At 41.6% G+C, this 19,362-nt stretch carries 19 protein-coding genes; 15 read left to right on the top strand and 4 right to left on the bottom strand.

Annotated elements, in window-relative coordinates; translation table 11 throughout:
• Positions 1-256: 256 nt before the first annotated feature.
• Complete coding sequence (locus IM509_RS12010; protein WP_052277830.1) at positions 257-1,741, bottom strand: efflux RND transporter periplasmic adaptor subunit; 1,485 nt, start codon at positions 1,739-1,741, stop codon at positions 257-259.
• Here IM509_RS12010 and IM509_RS12005 point away from each other — a divergent pair.
• From IM509_RS12005 to IM509_RS11985, 5 genes are all read left to right on the top strand, one after another.
• Complete coding sequence (locus tag IM509_RS12005) at positions 1,683-1,829, top strand: hypothetical protein (RefSeq protein ID WP_167341562.1); 147 nt, start codon at positions 1,683-1,685, stop codon at positions 1,827-1,829. The genes IM509_RS12010 and IM509_RS12005 overlap by 59 nt on opposite strands.
• Before the next feature lie 34 nt (positions 1,830-1,863).
• Positions 1,864-2,745: a tetratricopeptide repeat protein gene (locus IM509_RS12000; RefSeq protein WP_052277831.1), complete on the top strand. Its 882-nt coding sequence runs from the start codon at positions 1,864-1,866 to the stop codon at positions 2,743-2,745.
• A gap of 209 nt (positions 2,746-2,954) precedes the next feature.
• Positions 2,955-3,536 carry a hypothetical protein gene (locus IM509_RS11995; protein WP_260441227.1) on the top strand — a complete coding sequence of 194 codons (582 nt, stop codon included), beginning with the start codon at positions 2,955-2,957 and terminating at the stop codon, positions 3,534-3,536.
• A 241-nt stretch (positions 3,537-3,777) separates the two neighbouring features.
• Positions 3,778-4,017: an antitoxin gene (locus IM509_RS11990; RefSeq protein ID WP_002793069.1), complete on the top strand. Its 240-nt coding sequence runs from the start codon at positions 3,778-3,780 to the stop codon at positions 4,015-4,017.
• 9 nt (positions 4,018-4,026) lie between these two features.
• Positions 4,027-4,455 (top strand): type II toxin-antitoxin system VapC family toxin, encoded by a 429-nt coding sequence (locus tag IM509_RS11985; protein WP_052277832.1) that lies wholly within the window; start codon positions 4,027-4,029, stop codon positions 4,453-4,455.
• Positions 4,456-4,459: 4 nt separating this feature from the next.
• Here the strand turns inward: IM509_RS11985 and IM509_RS11980 are convergent, their stop codons facing one another.
• Both IM509_RS11980 and IM509_RS11975 read right to left on the bottom strand, forming a co-directional pair.
• Positions 4,460-4,726, bottom strand: coding sequence for a hypothetical protein (locus tag IM509_RS11980; RefSeq protein ID WP_002784632.1), 267 nt, complete (start codon positions 4,724-4,726; stop codon positions 4,460-4,462).
• A 523-nt stretch (positions 4,727-5,249) separates the two neighbouring features.
• Positions 5,250-6,437 (bottom strand): glycosyltransferase, encoded by a 1,188-nt coding sequence (locus tag IM509_RS11975; RefSeq protein WP_185237101.1) that lies wholly within the window; start codon positions 6,435-6,437, stop codon positions 5,250-5,252.
• A 336-nt stretch (positions 6,438-6,773) separates the two neighbouring features.
• On the opposite strand from IM509_RS11975, the gene IM509_RS11970 reads away from it, so the two are divergent.
• From IM509_RS11970 to IM509_RS11940, 7 genes are all read left to right on the top strand, one after another.
• The gene (locus IM509_RS11970; RefSeq protein ID WP_185237100.1) at positions 6,774-7,997 is read left to right on the top strand and encodes an NAD(P)/FAD-dependent oxidoreductase; all 1,224 of its coding nucleotides are present in this window, start codon (positions 6,774-6,776) and stop codon (positions 7,995-7,997) included.
• Between the two features lie 30 nt (positions 7,998-8,027).
• Positions 8,028-9,230 carry an S-layer homology domain-containing protein gene (locus IM509_RS11965; RefSeq protein ID WP_185237099.1) on the top strand — a complete coding sequence of 401 codons (1,203 nt, stop codon included), beginning with the start codon at positions 8,028-8,030 and terminating at the stop codon, positions 9,228-9,230.
• 183 nt (positions 9,231-9,413) lie between these two features.
• Positions 9,414-11,633 (top strand): heavy metal translocating P-type ATPase, encoded by a 2,220-nt coding sequence (locus tag IM509_RS11960; RefSeq protein ID WP_072925622.1) that lies wholly within the window; start codon positions 9,414-9,416, stop codon positions 11,631-11,633.
• A gap of 90 nt (positions 11,634-11,723) precedes the next feature.
• The gene (hemE, locus tag IM509_RS11955; RefSeq protein ID WP_052277836.1) at positions 11,724-12,773 is read left to right on the top strand and encodes a uroporphyrinogen decarboxylase; all 1,050 of its coding nucleotides are present in this window, start codon (positions 11,724-11,726) and stop codon (positions 12,771-12,773) included.
• A gap of 154 nt (positions 12,774-12,927) precedes the next feature.
• A complete protein-coding gene (locus IM509_RS11950; protein WP_052277837.1) occupies positions 12,928-13,875 on the top strand; it encodes an NAD-dependent epimerase/dehydratase family protein in 948 nt (315 codons plus the stop codon).
• Between the two features lie 613 nt (positions 13,876-14,488).
• Positions 14,489-15,589, top strand: coding sequence for a chorismate synthase (gene aroC, locus IM509_RS11945; RefSeq protein ID WP_052277838.1), 1,101 nt, complete (start codon positions 14,489-14,491; stop codon positions 15,587-15,589).
• A 13-nt stretch (positions 15,590-15,602) separates the two neighbouring features.
• Complete coding sequence (locus IM509_RS11940) at positions 15,603-16,805, top strand: glycosyltransferase family 4 protein (RefSeq protein ID WP_052277839.1); 1,203 nt, start codon at positions 15,603-15,605, stop codon at positions 16,803-16,805.
• A 499-nt stretch (positions 16,806-17,304) separates the two neighbouring features.
• On the opposite strand, the gene IM509_RS11935 is transcribed toward IM509_RS11940, so the two are convergent.
• Positions 17,305-17,895, bottom strand: coding sequence for a Uma2 family endonuclease (locus IM509_RS11935; protein WP_272079326.1), 591 nt, complete (start codon positions 17,893-17,895; stop codon positions 17,305-17,307).
• Positions 17,896-17,971: 76 nt separating this feature from the next.
• Between IM509_RS11935 and IM509_RS11930 the strand changes: the two genes are divergently transcribed.
• The 3 genes from IM509_RS11930 to IM509_RS11920 all read left to right on the top strand — a co-directional run.
• Complete coding sequence (locus IM509_RS11930) at positions 17,972-18,256, top strand: hypothetical protein (protein ID WP_002756821.1); 285 nt, start codon at positions 17,972-17,974, stop codon at positions 18,254-18,256.
• Positions 18,253-18,672, top strand: a complete 420-nt coding sequence (locus IM509_RS11925; protein ID WP_002756819.1) for a type II toxin-antitoxin system VapC family toxin — start codon at positions 18,253-18,255, stop codon at positions 18,670-18,672. Before IM509_RS11930 ends, IM509_RS11925 begins: the two co-directional genes overlap by 4 nt.
• Positions 18,673-18,751: 79 nt before the next feature.
• Positions 18,752-19,362: ATP-binding protein (locus tag IM509_RS11920; protein WP_287716969.1), on the top strand; the 611-nt coding region annotated here is incomplete at its 3' end.

Raw genomic sequence — 19,362 nt, 5'->3', positions numbered from 1 at the left:
TTATCAGTTATCAGTTATCAGTTATCAGTTATCAGTTATCAGTTATCAGTTATCAGTTATCAGTTATCAGTTATCAGTTATCAGTTATCAGTTAGATAGTTGTAGGGTTTTGGGGTATTAGTTGAATTCCCCCATTTCCCCATTCCCCCATTTCCCCATTTCCCCATTTCCCCATTCCCCCATTTCTCCATTCCCCCATTTCCCGAATCCTGACCTAGCATAAAAAAGACAATTTAGGAATACTTGTTAAAGAAAATTATTGAGATTTTTTATTAGTTTTCGAGGTATCTTCGGCTCCTTGGGGGAGATCGATAAAGACCTTTTCTCCGGCTTCCAACCCTGATAAAATCTGGGTTTTATCGTCTAAGACCAAACCGATCGAAACGGGTTTAAAACTGGGTTTATTTTCGGCATCGGGAACTAAAACCCCTGACTTGCCTTCCCGGGTGACAATGGCGACAGTCGGCACGACCAGAGCATTATCTAACTGCTGGCCGACAAAAGTTACATCCACATTCATTTTCGATTTGAGTTTGTCTCGTCCCGTCACCAAACCGATTCTCACTTCAAAAGAAGTAACATTCTCCTCGATAATTGCTTCAGGAGCCACAAGAATAACTCGACCTTCAAAGACTTCTTCAGGAAAAGCATCGGCGACAATTCGCACGGGTTGGCCGCGCTGCAATAAACCCACATCTACTTCTGGCACTTTAGCAATTACTTCCAATCCCGATGCTAGGGCGATAATCGAGGTGGAAGTGGCGGAAGCGGTACTAGAGGCCGAAGTGGTGGGAGTGACAAAAGAACCCTCGGTGGCGTATTTTTGGGTGACGATGCCATCAAAGGGGGCAGTAATGACTGTATCGCGGTATTGAATCTTAATTTGCTCTAAATTGGCTCTAGCAGCCGCTACAGATGATTCTAGTCGAGCAAGCTCCGTTTCTTGGGTTTTTTGGCGTTGTTCGAGGGCAAATTTCGCTTCAGCGATCGCTGCTGCCGCTCGGATCATTTCCTGCTCAATTCCCGCTACTTCTGGGGAAGCGGTTTTATCCGCTTGTTCCAAACGGCGGATCGATTCGTCTAAATTGGCTTTAGCATTGAGATATTCATTGAGGACGGCATCAAATTGGTCTTGAGCGATCGCTCCTTCCCGGACTAAATTTTCATTGCGTTTAACCCGATTTTCTGCTAGTCGAAACCGGGATTGGGCCGCTTGTACCTGAGCTTGCAGTTGGTCTAAATCTTTGGGAATTCTTTCTTTGGCCTGAGCTAAACGGGCTTCTAATTGCTTATAACTGGCCTGGGCCTGATAAAATCGGGCTTGTAATTGGCGGATATCTTCGGGAATACTGCGTTTAGCCTGTTCCAGACTGGCTAGAGCTTCCCGCAGACGCGCTTCTGACTGCATTCCTTGGGCATACACCTCTAAATTATCCATGACGGCGAGGGTTTGTCCCCTTTTAACGACCATGCCCTGATCCACCAATAATCGCACTAATCGGCCGGGGTTTTTCGGGCTAATGTTGACACTTTGGATTGGTTCCACCCTACCACTAGCTTTAATTTCCACAGCGAGGGTTTCCCGTTGAGCAGGAACGGTCATTTTCGCCAATTCTAGGGCAGGAGGAGGGGTTTGCAGCAAACGATAAGAAACCACTCCCACCGCCAGAAAACCACTAGCCATGAGTCCGAATATCCAAAATAGGGGGCGATTTGATTTTCCCAACACGGTTATTGCCATCGATCAGCCAAAAGTTAATTGGTTATATACTAACGTCTCTAGAGTTGCCTTTGTTGTTTCTTTAGCCAACAACCCCCAAGCGAGATAGACTGATTAAAAAAGGCCTATCGCGGGGGTAAACTGTGCCAAAACTTCAATTAATCGTTTCTTTACTCATTTTTTTCGTCGCTGGCAGCCCGCCAGCTTTTTCCCAAGCTCTACTCCCCTACGCCATCGAACCGGGGTTAGAACAGATGGAACAAGCGGGAATTGAAATGGCTGAGGATGCCATCCAATTAGCTCGTTTTCGCCGTACCGATGCCGCCCTTTCCCGAGCTAGGTTAGCGGTGCAGTTAGCCCCCCATCTCTATCAAACTTGGTTTATTCTCGGTAGTTTATATCTGCAAGACGATCAGGTGCAACCCGGTATCGAGGCATTAAATCAATCTTTGTCCCTTGCTCCCGCCGATGCCCACGCTAATATTAAATTTTCCCTCGGTAGTGCTTATTTTCAGAATCAAGATTACCAGTCTGCTATTGCCCAGATTGAAGCGGGTTTGCAAATGAAACCCGATGTCTCCCCCGCTCTTTTTGATCTCGGTAATTCCTATCTCAAGTTAGCACAATATCCTGATGCGATCGCAGCTTACGAAAAAGCTGTTAGTCAAGATAAAAATTTTTGGCCGGCTATTAATAATATTGGTTTAGTTAAATACGAACAGGGTGATAAGGAAGCCGCTCTTAAAGATTGGCGCACCGCTTTGAAAATTGATCCTAAACAGGCGGAACCTCAGTTAGCTATTGCGGTGGCTATTTATAGTCAAGGGAAAACTGAGGAGGGCATCAAATTAGCTCAGGCCGCTCTCACTAGCGATAGTCGTTATGTCAGTCTGGAATTTTTGGGGGAAAATCTCTGGGGTAAACGTCTTTTGCAAGACACGGAGAAAATGTTTAATCATCCCCAAATGAAAGATTTTATCGCTCGTTTACCACAACCAACCCTAGAAGCGGAGGAAGAAAATTAATCTGATAGCAGCAAGCATTAAGATAAACCCTTAGTTAATTTGCTAGGAATTCTTGAGGCTTGCTCTAACTAATTAGGACTGGCTGAATATCGGTAGCAGCTCTGCTAAAAAATGGTTTTGGGACTTTATTAGCAAAACAACAAACTTTTTGCCGCAAACCCCACATACAGTACAATTATTATAGTTAAGGTTTTGAAAGGCCTAGGATGATGGCAAAGCAATCAAGGGCAATTGCGGTGACAGAACATGATAATAAGTGTCCCGAATGTCTGCACTTGGAGATTTCGGGAGAACTGGTTACGTCTGAGTCTAAGGGTGTTGTTTCCCTTTTCAAAAAGTCTGAACCAAAGGCGTTTTCCCTATCGGTGCGGCTTAATTTTAATCAGCAGTGGCTTGATTTTTCTTTTGGACGGGTTAAGTTTGGTTTGCGGGGGGGAGAGTTACGCTTAAAACTGGAGAATGGCCAAATGCCTTCTGAGTTGAGAAATGAGGCGTTGAAAAAGATTTTAGCAAGGGAGTTGGAGATTGAACGTCAGTTAGGAGGAGAACAGGAAAGCAAGTCTCAACTAGAAGGATCAGTAACTCCTGATTTATCGAAAGCAAGCTTAAAGGGAGTTAGAGAACAGCGTCAAAAAGAGTCCCAGGGAGATAAGTTTCAGCTTAAAATAGCTCAAATTAGTCACAAGGGAGCAAATAATCAGCCTGTGTGGGTGTTCGAGAATAGGACAGGTGAGCCGGTTTTACTGGGGGAATTAATGGATTTGCTTGATGAATTGGGAAAATTTATTTAGGGTTTGCGGCAAAAAGTTTGTTGGTGAGGTTCCCTTGTTTCAAGGCTCTGCCTTGAAACATAATATCTAAGGCTCTGCCTTAAAGTAGTATTTAAGAAGAACTGGAATTTCAGTGAACAGTTATCAGTAAACAGTTATCAGGTAGAACCTGAATCAAGCGTTCCCAGGTTCTACCTGGGAACGAGATAACTAGATAAATAAGTTAAAATAGTAAGGCGATCATTAACAAAGGGGTCAACAGATGCAAAATTTACGTCAGGTTTCTTTACTAACAAGTGGACAAGAGCAAGTATTAACTATTCCTCCTGAACTGGCCCTATCAAGTACAGAGGTTTTGTTACGCAAAGAAGGTCATCGCTTAATCATTGAGCCGATTTCTTCCGGTTCTCTAATTTCTTTGCTGACTACTTTGCCAGACATTACAGACAATTTTCCTGATATAGATGAAGGGTTGCTTCCCCTTGATGACATTACATTTTAGTACCACCCAATGACCTATCAATATCTGCTTGATACTAACATCCTATCACATTTGATCAGGTATCCCCAAGGTCAGGTTTTCCAGCATATTGTGGATGTCGGCGAAGAAAGCGTTTGTACGAGCATCATTGTGGCGTGTGAATTAAGATTTGGAGTGGTTAAAAGTGGTTCCTCCCGTCTGGTGCAGCAACTAGAACGCATCCTGGAGTTCTTGACAGTTTTGCCATTAGAATCAACTGTAGATAAGCACTATGCCGTAATTCGTAAACATTTGGAGCAAGCAGGAACCCCAATCGGTCCAAATGATTTACTGATTGCTGCTCATTCTCTAGCGCTTGATCTGACTCTTGTTACCGCAAATACTCGTGAATTTGAGCGTGTGCCTGCTTTGAAGTTAGAGAATTGGTTGATTGATTCTGTAATAATTTTTGGGGGATAATTTGTCATAAATGATGTTGCTGATGATGGTTTTGTATATATTCTGCAACTACTTTTTTGCGGTTTTCTCGCAATGACAAATCAGGTGGAGCATTTTCTAAAAGATGCTGAGGATGACCTCCCCGGCGTTGTGATAAAGTTTTACGCGGTTTTAAGCTTTGCCAATGTTCGTAAATGAGTTTTTTCAGAAGTTCTTCTGAGCTAATATTCTCTTCGGAAATGATGTCTGCTAGATAGTTCTCGGTTTCTCGATCTAGATTAATGGATAACATTGTTACCTCATGGGATAAATCAATATTTTTGATTATAGTTTAAAATCCATGATCGCGCTACAGATAATCCCACTCACCCCCCCATCCCCAAACGGTAAAATGTTTTATGACATATAATTAATTTGCAAGTAAAATGTAGGGTGCGTTAGACGGCGACAATCTCTGCTTAAACTTAAATCTAACAATCCGTCGTAACGCACCACACCTATTGCATGATCAGTAAAATGTAGGGTGCGTTAGACGGCGATAATCTCTGCTTAAACTTAAATCTAACAATCCGTCGTAACGCACCACACCTATCATTAATTTAACTTCATTATAACATATAATTAATTTGCAAGAGTTCTTTTTTTCCACTTCAATCTAAGAATTGAGAAAAAAGCAAAACCTTATATTATACCATAAAAAAATTATGCAAGAGGTCTATTGTACTGTAAAAGGATAATGCCTGGTTTTTGAAGGTTCCAATTCTAACAGGTCAAAAGCCTTATTTTAAAAGGGTTTTACTATTATTCAGCAATCCCTAATTAGGATAAACTCGCCCTTTCCAACCTCCCCCTTGGCCGCGCCAATAACGCAGGGCAGAATCGACGGTCATTAAACTATAAAAGAGGGCAATTAGGGGTAAAGTTAAAGCCCGCAGGGGGGATAATTTATATAGTCTTAAAGTCGGGCTATAGGAAAGGGCTATTAGTAATAAAGTGACGGTGCTAATTATAATAATTGATGTTTCTTTTAAGACCAATCCCCAGATTAAGCCCAAGGGGGCGGCTAAATAGGTTAAAAACATCCCGAAAATTGTGCCAATTAACCAAAGTGTTGAGTAATTTAGTTGCGTAAATGCGGTGCGGGCTACCATATTCCAAATGCTTGCTAAATCGGGATAGGGACGGAGACTATAGGTGGTTTCTGTTAATCCTAACCAGATAGATTTCTCGGTATTTTCGGAGTGATTTTGCAGATATTTTTTAACCGCAATCGCTAAAGAACAATCATCAATTAAAGCTTGTTTAAGAATATCAATACTGCCAATTTTTTCTAGAATATCTCGGCGAATTAAAATGCAACCCCCAGCGGCGGCAGCTATCGGGGAATTAGGGTTATTAACTAGGGGAAAAGGATAGAGTTTCTCGAAGAAAAAAACAAAGGCAGGAATGAGAAATTTTTCCCAAAAACTGTCACAGCGTAGCAACACCATCAGGGAAACTAAAGCTTGTTTTTCTTGTACTGCTTTAGTAACTAATTGGGTTAAATTATCCGGTGGGTGGGCAATATCAGCATCGGTGAACAGAAAATAATCGGGTGCAAATTTCTCGGTAGCCTCTGTTATTCCCTGTTTCATTGCCCATAATTTACCCGTCCATCCTATCTCTAAAGGTTGTCCAGAAATAATAGTTATCTGTTCAGATTTATGAGATTTATCGGCAATTTTTTGGGCAACTTTCCCCGTGTCATCACTGCTTTGATCGTCAATTAAAATAATCGAAAATTCGCCTTGATAATCTTGGTTAAAGAGGGAAGTTAAACTGATAGGTAAAACGTCGGCTTCGTTTCGTGCGGGGATAATTGCCGAGACTTTTGGATAATTTGTTAAGGGATAAGTGACAGGATTAATTTTTTGGTTAGATAGCCAAAATTGTCCCCTAGCTAAGATTAAATATAACCAAATTATCAGCGATAGGGAAGTAACTAATAATAAGAAAAATGTCATAAGCTGGTGGTCTTTCGATGAGGGAACAGTGAACAGGTTAAAAAGAGTAAGTAGGTAGGCGTTAAAAGTTGTCAGACACCCCCCTTATCAAGGGGGGCAGGGGGGATCCCCCCGCCTATCGGCACCCCCCTTATTAAGGGGGATCCCCCCGCCTATCGGCACCCCCCTTATCAAGGGGGGCGGGGGGGATCGAACCTAAAATCCATTTTTAATTTAATTATAATCAGCTACTTATCAAATTTAGATGGACAACAGCTTAACCGGTTTGGGGTTTAACAGAGGGCAATTTAGGATAAAATAGAAGCAACTTAGCAAGATTAGACGAGGGAGTAAATCATGGATTACGATGTAGTAATTATTGGGGGAGGACCGGCGGGAGGTCACTGTGGTAGATTATTAAGTGAAAAAGGTTATCGTGTTCTTTTAGTGGAACAACATTCTAGTTGGCAAGATAATAACTTTTCTAGTGCCGCTTCTCCCCTAGAAATTTTAGAACAATTCAATCTCCCCGAAACCGTAGTGGCTAGGTTTTGGAAAAATATCGAAATTATCTCCACTAGCATACATCATTTTTGGTCATCACCGCAACCTTTAGGGGTAGTTTTTGATTTTGCCAAATTGCGAGAGTTTTTAGCCGCAGAAGTGCTGCGTTGGGGGGGAGAAGTTCGTTTAGGTTGTCGTTATCTGAAATATCAACAAACGGAGAATCAGCTAACTGTTTTCTTGAAATCAAAAGGAGAGGAAATCGAGACAGTTAATACTCGTTTATTGGTTGATGCTACGGGATATGCCAGAGCAGTTATGTATAAACATAGACGAGAAAAACCTGATTTTTTAAAAGCAGTGGGTATTGAATATTTAATTGCTGTGCCAGAAGAAGATTATCAAAAGTATCAAGATAATTTAGTATTTTTTCTCGGTCATAAATGGAGTCCTAAAGGTTATGGCTGGATTTTTCCTATGGATAATCGGCAATTAAAAATAGGAGCCGCTTGGTTAGAGGGAGAACATCCTTATATTCCTGAAGTTAAGCCTTTAAAAAGTTATATTACACAAATTATTCAAACCTACATTAATCTCTATAAATATGATATAATTGACAGCCATGGTTCTATTTTAGAATATTCGCTCAATCTGCAAGATATTTATTATCAAGAACCGAATATTATAGCGATTGGTGATGCGGTTTCTACGGTTAACTTTTTAGGAGGGGAAGGTATTCGCCATGCTATGAAAGGAGCCGAAATTGCTTGTCAATACATGGAAGAATATTTACAGGGAAAATCGAGTAATTTTGCCGCTTATCAACAGCGGATGCAGGAATATTTTCAACCCAAATGGAATTTATCCGATCGCCTCAGTCGCAAAGTTTATTTAGAATATAGTGATGCGCGTATTGATCAAGGAGTAGCCTATCTCAAATATCTTTCCACCCAGGATATAATCGACATTTTATTTTACTATAAATTTGAAAAATATACAAAAGGGTTAGGAAGATTTCTGCTGGGGAAATTACGTCAATGGTGGCGCAGAATTTTTCCTAGTCAAAAACCTGAGTAAATAAGCTAGGATAAAGCTAAGGAAACAATATTGGTAAAGACCGTGAGTAAGTTTATTCCCTACAGTACAATCATCACTCTGCTGGGCATTTTAGCAGCCTGTAGTGGCAATCCCGACCTAGAAAATCGTCTGGCTGCCGATCCTAATCTACAAACAAATCCCATACCAGAAAACTCTCCTAATAACAGGCAATTACCCGCAAATTTTCCCGCAGAAATTCCTCGATATAGTCAATCAGAATTATTATCCGTGCAGACAAATCCTGATAATACTGGTGGACAAACCCGTTGGCAATCCAACGATCCCAGCAATGCGATCGAGGCTTTTTATCAACAGGAATTAGTTAATAATAATTGGGAAATTATCACTCCCTTTTCTGGGGAAGGAGTTAATAGTACCCTAACGGCCCGTCGAGATAATTTAGAGTTAACTATCACCATAACTGCCACTTCTCCCAATACCGAATATAGCCTCGATTATCGTCCAATAGGAACCCCTAGTCCCTCCCCTAGTCCCTCCCTTATTCCCTCCCCGTTACCAAATCTTAATCCCACCAGTTTTAACGATCTCGAATCCTTACCTAATCCCTTAAAGAGCCACATTCAAGACTTAGCTAGATTAGGAGTATTAACAGGTAATAACAATCAGTTTAACCCTAATGATACAATAACGCGCCGAGAATTTGCTCGCTGGTTGTTACAGGCTAATAATGCCATTTATGCTAATGTAGCGGGTAAACAAATCCGTGTAGCTACCCCCAATAGTTCCCCGACTTTTAGTGATGTTAAAAATAACGATCCCGATTATATTTATATTCAAGGATTAGCGGAAGCGGGGTTAATTCCCTCTCCTTTAACGGGAGATAGTAGCGCCATTTTATTCCGTCCCAATGCTCCTTTAACCCGGGAAGATTTAATCGCTTGGAAAGTGCCATTAGATGTCAGAAAAGCTTTACCGAGCGCCAATCTTGATACGATTAAAAATACTTGGGGTTTTCAGGATACTAATAAAATTAACCCGCAGCTGGTGCGCGCTCTTTATGCCGATTTTCAAAATGCTGAACAAGCTAATATTCGGCGAGTTTTTGGTTTTACTACCCTATTTCAGCCAAAAAGACCAGTAACTCGCGCTGAAGCTGCCGCTACTTTATGGTATTTTGGTTTTCAGGGTGATGGTGTTTCCGCTGCCGATGCTGTGCAGGGTCAAGATACGCAACAGAGTGGGGTTAACTGAAATTTGTCCACAAAAACTAAGGGTGTGTCAGGAAAATACAGGCACTATTTTTGACATTTCTTCATATCTATTCAGAAAAATTAACAGAGGATTCTTGACCCTGCAGCTAGGGGAATATTTTATGCTAAAGATATAACTCTGCTGCAGGGGATTTTCTTGCTGACTTCCGCTGCTATTAACATTATGACCCATCAAACTCTCAAACTCGCCGGGATGAGTTGCGCTGGTTGTGCTGATTCGATCGAACGGATCATTAAATCTATCCCCGGAGTGATTCGATGTCAAGTTAATTTTGGCATGGAACAGGTGGATGTGGACTATGATCCCAAGCGTACCGATCTTAACACTATTCAAGCAAAAGTTAGGGATGCCGGTTTCCAAGCGACACCGATAACGGAAATTAATCTCGAATCCAGGCCAGAAAAAGAACTTCTCACTAAACTATCGATCGCTATTGTTATTAGTATTATACTTTTTATCGGTTCTTTACCGATGATGACGGGTTTATCTCTATCTTTTATCCCCCATTGGTTACACGATCCTTTACTACAATTAACTCTCGCTACTCCCGTCCAATTTTGGTGTGGTCAAAGTTTTTATAAAAATGCTTGGAAAGCCTTTAAAAATCGCACTGCCACCATGGACACTTTAGTAGTTTTGGGAACCAGTGCCGCCTATTTTTATTCCCTGTTTTTAACCTTCGGGAGCGATTTTATCGAAAAACAGGGGTTTAATTCCCATGTCTATTACGAAGCATCAGCTATCGTCATTACTCTGATTTTACTCGGTCGTTTCCTCGAAAAACGTGCCAGAAAAGAAACGGCCGCCGCTATTAAACAATTAATGGGATTACAGGCAAAAACTGCTAGGGTAATTAGGGAAGAACAGACGCTAGATATACCAATAGAAGAGGTGAAAGTAGGAGATATAATTTTAGTGCGTCCGGGGGAAAAAATTCCCGTCGATGGCATAATTATCCAAGGCAGTTCTAGCATTGATGAATCGATGGTGACGGGGGAAAGTTTACCCGTGCGAAAAACCGTCAATCAACAGGTAATCGGTGCGACAATTAATAAAACCGGTAGCCTACAAATGCAAGCGTTACGGGTGGGAAAAGATACGGTTTTAGCTCAGATTGTCCGATTAGTGCAAACCGCGCAAGCATCAAAAGCACCTATACAAAGATTAGTCGATCGAGTGACCGCTTATTTTGTGCCGGTGGTGATGATTATTGCGGTAATAACTTTCTTATTTTGGATTCTCCGCACGGGTAATCTCACCCTCGCTTTGATTACAATGGTGGAAGTCTTAATTATCGCCTGTCCCTGTGCGCTAGGATTAGCTACACCCACCTCGATTATGGTGGGAACAGGACAGGGAGCAAAACAGGGAATTTTAATTAAAAATGCCGAAAGTTTAGAATTAGCCCAGGGCATTACTACTATTGTTCTAGATAAAACCGGAACTCTCACCCAGGGTAAACCAACGGTGACGGACTTCTTGACTCGCGAGGGGGTGGGGGATGGACGGGAATTATCGCTGCTGCAGTTAGTCGTATCGGTGGAGAATCATTCTGAACACCCGTTAGGAGAAGCAATAGTTAAATATGGGCGGTTAAACGCCATTAAAACCCTAGAAGTAACCGAATTTGACTCAATAACTGGGTCAGGAGTGCAGGGAAAAGTCGGGTCGGATTTAGTGCAAATCGGTACACAACAATGGTTAGAAAGTCAAGGGATCGAAACAAAAGTTCTTAAAAAAGTCGCCCACGATTGGGAATGGCAGAAAAAAACCGTGGCTTGGATAGCGGTTAACGGGCATTTAGAGGGGTTGATTGCCATTTCCGACGTTTTAAAACCTTTTTCTTCCTCAGTGGTCGCCAAGCTCAAAAAAATCGGCTTAGAGGTGATGATGATGACGGGGGACAACCTCGAAACCGCAGAAGCGATCGCCAGCGAGTTGGGTATCCGGCGCTTTTTTGCCGCACTCCGTCCCCAAGAAAAAGCCGAAAAAATCGAATATTTGCAGAAAAAAGGGAAAATAGTCGCCATGGTTGGAGATGGCATCAATGATGCGATCGCATTGGCGCAAGCGGACTTAGGTATTGCCATTGGCACGGGAACCGATGTAGCGATCGCTGCTAGTGATATAACCTTAATTTCGGGAGATTTACAGGGAATTGTGACCGCTATTGAGTTAAGTCGGGCAACAATGGCAAATATCAAAGAAAATCTCTTTTTTGCTTTTATTTATAACCTAATTGCCATTCCCATCGCTGCCGGAATCCTCTATCCTTTTCTGCTCAATCCGATTATTGCCGGTGCTGCCATGGCTTTAAGTTCCCTTTCCGTGGTGACAAATGCTTTACGATTGCGTCGAGTTCATCCCAGGGTGGGGGGATAATTTTCGTTAACAATTCTTAAGGAAAAACCAGAAAAATTAGCTGTACGGGGGATGATACCGTAGAAAAGGCAATAGAATAATCACCGTGATATGACTGACTCCCCTGAAATACCTTATTTATTACGCGCTGCCAAAGGAGAAATCTTACCCCGTCCTCCCGTGTGGATGATGAGACAAGCAGGACGTTATATGCAGATTTATCGAGAATTGCGGGATAAATACCCCAGTTTTCGGGAAAGATCGGAAAATGCCGATTTAGCGATCGAAATCTCCCTGCAACCTTGGCGTGCTTTTCAACCGGATGGGGTGATCATGTTCTCCGATATCCTCACTCCCTTGGCGGGAATCGGTATTCCCTTTGATATTATCGAAAGTAAGGGGCCGATTATCGATTCTCCCATTCGTACTCAAGCGCAGGTGGACCAACTTAATCCCCTCGATCCCGATCAGTCTTTACCTTTTATCAAAACGATTTTAAAAACCCTGCGTCAAGAGGTGGGAAATAAATCCACTGTCCTCGGTTTTGTCGGAGCGCCTTGGACTTTAGCAGCCTATGCAGTGGAAGGGAAAGGTTCTAAAAGTTATTCTGTGATTAAAGGGATGGCTTTTTCGGAACCCTCGGTACTGCACCAATTTTTAGATAAATTAGCGGATATGATCGCCACCTATGTCCGTTATCAAATTGATTGTGGGGCGCAAGTGGTACAAATGTTCGACTCTTGGGCGGGTCAATTAACTCCCCAAGATTACGATGTTTTTGCCTTACCCTATCAACAAAAAGTAGTTCGTTTGGTGAAAGAAACCCATCCCGATACACCCTTAATTCTCTACATTAGTGGCAGCGCCGGCGTTTTGGAAAGAATGGCTAAATCGGGGGTTGATATTATTAGCGTCGATTGGACTGTCGATATGGCGGAAGCGAGACAGCGTTTAGGTAAAGCGATGATGGTTCAAGGTAATATCGATCCGGGGGTTTTATTCGGTTCCCAGTCCTTTATTCGCGAGCGGATTATTGATACTATTCGTAAAGCGGGTAATCAAGGTCATATTCTTAATTTAGGTCATGGTGTTTTGGTGGGAACTCCTGAAGATAACGTGCGTTTCTTCTTTGAAACTGCTAAAGGATTTAGTTATCAATAAAGTTACTCAGGGAACAGGGGGTGGGGAAATGGGGAAATGGGGAAATGGGGGGATTCAACTAATACCCTAAAACCCTAAAACCCCAAAACACAACACCCTTTTTGACTTTTTACTTTCAAACTGTCCCCTAAATTCTGCCAGATCAATTAAAATAATGAAAAAAATATTTCTAACGGGTGTGAGTGGCTGTATTGGGCATTATATCGCTGAGATTTTACTGGAAAATCCCGACTATGAATTATATTTTTTAGTGCGTAATCCAGAGAAGTTAAAATTTGCTTACCAAGGGCGATCAAATGTTCATATACTTTTAGGAGATATGGAAAATATTGGGGTATATGCGGAGCTTTTAAAAACAATGAATATAGCGGTTTTAATCGCTACCAGTTGGGGAGGAGAGGAGGAAAGTTATCAGATTAATGTGGTAAAAACCCTAGAATTAATTAGTTATTTAGATGCTCAAATCTGCGAGAAAGTCCTCTACTTTTCTACCGCCAGCATTCTCAATCAAAATAATCAACCTTTGCCCGAAGCTGGGGAGATAGGAACTAATTATATCCGCACTAAATATATTTGTTATAGTAAATTTACTGACCTAGAAATCGCCGATAAAATTATCACTTTGTACCCCACTTTTGTCTTAGGTGGTGACGAAAATAAACCCTATTCTCATATCTATGGGGGTTTACCGGATGTGTTGAAATATATCGGTTTAGTGCGTTGGTTTCAAGCTGATGGCAGTTTTCATTTTATCCATGCCAAAGATATAGCTCAAGTGGTGAATTATTTAATCGAAAATACCGCACCAGAAAGCAAAATTGTTCTAGGCAATCAACGCACAACAGCTAACCAAGCAGTGGAGGAAATCTGCGCTTATTTAAACAAAAAAATCTATTTTCGGATTCCTTTATCTTTAACCATTGCTAACTTTTTTATCAAAGTTTTTAACTTGCAGATGGAAGCATGGGACCGTTTTGCGATGAATTATCGCCACTTCACCCACATTAAAACCTATACTCCTGCTGATTTTGGTTTAAAAAACTATTGTTCCACCCTCGATGATGTTTTAACCTTGCGAGGAATTCCCCGAAAAAAACCCTAAGTAGGGTTTGCGGCAAAAAGCTTTTCCTGGGAGCAGGGTGTGGGGTGTGGGGTGTGGGGTTTTACCGATTTTGAGGTAGTCAGTTACCTAATTTTCAGGGAAAAAGTCCAGGAATTTTCCCCCCGATCCCCGCAATGGCTGGCACTTTTTGAGGGGAAAAAAGTCTAAAAGTCTTAGCCAACAAGGTTTTTAGATTTATTCAGCAAACTCTAATTAATTCTGTCTGGATACTATTTTCCTTTATTCGTAGCAGGCATTTTACTCTCTTGGGTTTGGTGGGTAAAATGTATTCTAAAATACATTCCTGCTGGCGAGCAAATGGAACGAACCACAAAGACACAAAGGACACAAAGATTGATCGGTCTTATATAACTTAAACTTATCACACAAAGAATAAGAGAGCCGGCATTTTACTCCCCTCTCCCTTTGGTTGTGGGGGTAAGGGAAATTAACCATCTCTGCGATTACTTTTGAAAAATGGCATCAGTGACAAGAAAACGGCAATTTTCTACTTAAGACTGTCCACTAAAAACTCACATCTGATAACTGATCACTGATAACTGATAACCGCTCAGGTACAATAAAACCTTGAGGCTTAATAGATATTGAGATTATGGGTAACACTTTCGGACGACTATTTCGGGTTTCCACTTTTGGAGAATCTCACGGGGGTGGGGTAGGAGTGGTTATCGATGGTTGTCCTCCGCGCTTAGAAATTTCCGAAGAGGAGATTCAAATCGATTTAGACCGTCGCAAACCGGGACAAAGCAGAATCGTGACCCCGCGTCGGGAAAATGACCTTTGTGAGATAATTTCGGGCGTTTTTGAAGGCAAAACCCTCGGTACACCGATCGCTATTTTAGTGCGGAATCAGGATGCTCGTTCGCAAGATTACAACGAAATGGCCGAGAAATTCCGACCTTCCCATGCGGATGCCACCTACGAAGCAAAATACGGCATTCGCAACTGGAAAGGAGGAGGCAGATCTTCGGCCCGGGAAACCATCGGCCGGGTGGCCGCAGGAGCGATCGCTAAAAAAATCCTTAAATCTGTCTATAATGTCGAGATTATCGGTTATGTGAAGCGAATTAAAGATATTGAGGCAATCATCGACCCCAACACCGTCACCCTCGACGAGGTGGAAAGTAATATAGTGCGTTGTCCCAACGGGGAAACGGCCGCCCAAATGATCGCCCTGATCGACCAAATTCGCCTGAATAAAGACTCGATCGGCGGTGTGGTGGAATGTGTAGCCAGAAATGTGCCGAAAGGTCTAGGAGAACCCGTTTTTGATAAGCTAGAAGCCGATTTAGCTAAGGGGATGATGTCCTTACCCGCGAGTAAGGGATTTGAAATCGGATCGGGATTCGCGGGAACCTTCTTAACCGGCAGCGAACACAATGACGAGTATTTTATCGATGATAACGGGGAAATTCGCACCACGAGCAATCGTTCGGGAGGCATCCAAGGAGGAATCAGTAACGGTGAAAATATTATTATCCGCACCGCTTTTAAACCCACCGCGACTATCGGTAAAGAACAAAAAACCGTGACGCGCACCGGGGAAGAAACCACCCTAGCAGCCAAAGGAAGACACGATCCTTGTGTTTTACCCCGGGCCGTCCCGATGGTGGAAGCGATGATGGCTTTGGTATTATGCGATCATCTGCTCCGTTTTCAGGGACAATGTACGATTAGCGATCGCTTTTTCTAAACCTTTATCTGCGATGAAATTTTTATTCCTTCATTCCAATTTTCCCGCCCAATTTCGCCATTTAATCACGGTTTTAGCTCAAAAACCTGGAAATCAAGTGATTTTCGGCACTACCCGGCAAGAGGGAGAGATAGCGGGGGTAAAAAAATTTATTTACAAGGAAAGTCGCGCTGTTTCTCCCCAAACCCATCATTATGTCCGTCCCCTTGAAAGTGCGGTTTTACAAGGTCAAGCGGTTTATGCTGTTTGCCAACAACTGAAAAATCAAGGATTTTATCCCGATATTGTCTATGCACATTCTGGCTGGGGGCCGGGTCTATTTATCAAGGATATTTTCCCGAAAACTAAGTTTTTAGCCTATTTTGAATGGTTTTATCATGCCCATGGTTCCGATGCTGATTTTGATCCAGAGGATCCCCTCAATGCTGATGCCGAGGCCCGGATTAGAATTAAAAATGCGCCAATCCTGATCGATCTGGTCAGTTGCGATCGAGGTTTATCGCCGACTATCTGGCAAAAACAACAATTTCCCAGCGAATTTCACTCGAAACTGACAGTTTTACACGATGGCATCGATACGGACTATTTTTGTCCCCGTCCCGATGTGCAGTTAGTGATTCCAGAGATAGGTTTAGATTTATCCGGTGTTAAGGAGATTGTCACCTATGCAACCCGGGGAATGGAACCCTATCGCGGTTTTCCCCAATTTATGACGGCTGTTTCCCTAATTTTAGCCCGTCGGCCTAACTGTCATGTGGTGATTGTCGGTGAGGATCGGGTCGCTTATGGGAAAACTCTACCGGACGGCAAAACCTATAAAGAATTGATGTTAGAAAGCCTTTCTTTGGATTTATCCCGGGTGCATTTTACCGGTTCTCTACCTTACGGTCAATATAAGCAGGTTTTACAGGCATCGGCAGCCCATATCTATCTTACCCGTCCTTTTGTGCTGTCCTGGTCAATGTTAGAGGCCATGGCCATGGGTTGCGTGGTGATTGGTTCCGATACTCCCCCCGTGCGAGAATTAATTACTGATGGGGAAAATGGTTTATTAGTGGATTTCTTTTCTCCCCAACAAATAGCCGATCGCGTGGATGAAGTGTTAAATTATCCCCAGCGTTGGCAAAATCTGCGTTTAAATGCGAGGGAAACTATCAAGCAACGCTACGACCTCAAGCAATGTTTACAGGATCATCTAGATTGGTTATTGAGTTGATTTTTCAGTGAACAGTAATCAGTGAACAGTAAACAGTGAAAAGAAAGCTGCGAACTTGCCAGGTAATTAGTCACCGCAATAAGGATAACCTTATTGAGAATGACTAAACATAGAAGTATTACCGGGTAAGGGTTTCTCAATCAACATATATGAAATACTTATACTAAATCCAGTTATTAAAGACTGATTATCTATTCCTCCTACCCCCCCTTGTCCTAGGGTTGATTCAAGGTAGGGTTGATTCATGAATCAACCCTACCCGACATCGGGGGGGGTCGGGGGTTGGGGGGGTTGCCTCTTGCCTGTCCTGATATGTAACATATACTCAACGGATTTAGTATTATCTGCTCGTCTTTCTTCTAATAATACGGAGGCGATGAAACGGTTAAAGACTTGTTCCCTTTTGCTGGAATATTTAGAATTTAACTCTTGGCATTCTGCAACTGTTAAGTTAACCCATAATCTTTAGATAGGCGGAAAAAATCAGCATTTTATATGGTTATGTTGATTCAATAATTTTTATCCCTGATCTAAATTCCCGCAGTGCTTGAGCATGATTTTCCGTATTAATACAACGCATCAATAAACCGACATCTAAACTCGGTAAAAGTTGCGATTTACTAACAGCCTCATAACCATAATTTACTAAACTATAAAACAATAACTCATCATTCATCCAAAACCAAACTTCAGGAATTTGTAACCGTTTGTATGCTTCCAGTTTATCAATTCCTCCACTACTAACAACCACCTCAATTACTAAATCAGGATGTTTTCTATTTGCTCCCAATTCATAGGATTTATCACCTTCTCTTTTAACCTTTTCAAATTCATTTTCTAAGGTGACAGAACCAGTAGGAGTAAAATCTAATCCCAAAAATTCTAAATAAATTTCTAGTAAAGCACCAATACGTTCTTTGATGGTTTCGTGTTTTTTCCCTGGCATTTTTCTAATCTCCAAAACTCCATCTAAAAAAGATAACCTTAACCCTGGGCGATCAATTAGCTGTTCAACAGCTTTAAATTCTCTCCAGGTTAAGTCACTAATTAAAATTGGTTCTGCTTCTCGTTCAATGAGTGTAGTTATCATAATTTAAACCCAAATTTAGAGCGTGAATTTTGTTGACTATGATATGATATAAAAACAGAGTATCATAAAAAACATCATGCAAGCATACAAACTCAAAGGAAAAATTGATCAATCTGGTAACTTGCTGATTACCGAACCATTGAATTTACCCCCCGGAAATGTGGAAATTGTAGTCTGGGCAGCCACAGATACCCTTGATCATACCACAACCCCAACCACTGAACCAGCACCAGAAGCACCAAAAAGAAAATCTAGGATCAAAGCATTTCAGGGTTTATTTGAAAATGCCCCTGCCATTCCGGCAGACTTTGATCCAGATCAAGCTAAATATGAATATTTAAAGGAGAAATATAACCTATGAAAATCCTGATAGATACTAATATCATTATTGATAATGCCTTAGAAAGAGAACCTTTTTGGAATGCAAGTGAACAAGTTTTATCACTAATTGAAAAAGGCACAATTGCAGGTTATATTTCCGCCTCAACTTTTAGTGATTTGTATTATATTATCCGTAAGGCAAGAGGTCGAGATTGGACGCTTACTTATTTAAAGCAGTTAATTACTTTTTGTCAAATTGCTACAGTAAATCAGGCTGCAATTATAATGGCTTTCACAACCAATTTTCAGGATTTTGAAGATTCTATTCAATACTCTACTGCGGTAGTTAATAAATTGGATGCAATTATTACCCGTAATCCTCAAGATTTCCCCATTGTCACACCACGAATTATCACTCCTGAACAATTAATTGCCGAATTAACCAACTCTCATTAGCAAATTTAGTGGTTTTAATAATGTATCGGGAGCATAAAAAATGTCTAAACTTAAAGAGTTCACCTATTACCAAAATTCTATGACTCGCTGGTTTAATATTGCCGGTCCCTGTAAAGACGATATCCACTATATGCTCTCTCCCACAGTGCGATTACCAGATTTAGAGGAGCTAATTCAACAGCATAGTTACTTTGTCCTTCACGCACCACGACAAACAGGGAAAACCACCGCTATGTTATCCCTAGCAAAACAACTTACCGATAGAGGAAATTATGCCGCAGTCATGGTATCCGTAGAAGTAGGAAGTGTATTTAATCATGATCCTACTGCCGCAGAATTGGCAATTTTAGGAACTTGGTATAATACAATTGAGGATAGTTTACCGACCGAATTACAACCTCCTGCTAAACAATGGCAACACCAAGAACCAGGAAGCAGAATTAAGGCTTTTTTAAGAGGTTGGGCAAAAGCTATCAATTGTCCCATAGTATTATTTATAGATGAAATTGACTCTTTACAAGACCAAGCATTAATATCAGTTTTACGACAGTTAAGAGATGGTTTTCCTAAACGTCCAGAAAATTTTCCCTCTTCAGTAGGCTTAATTGGTTTGCGTGATGTACGAGATTATAAAGTAGCATCGGGAGTTAGTGACAGATTACATACATCTAGTCCTTTTAATATAAAAGT

This window comes from Microcystis sp. M31BS1, from assembly GCF_020245285.1.
GTDB classification, from domain to species: domain Bacteria; phylum Cyanobacteriota; class Cyanobacteriia; order Cyanobacteriales; family Microcystaceae; genus Microcystis; species Microcystis panniformis.
This window is presented reverse-complemented; position numbering and strand designations above follow the sequence as displayed.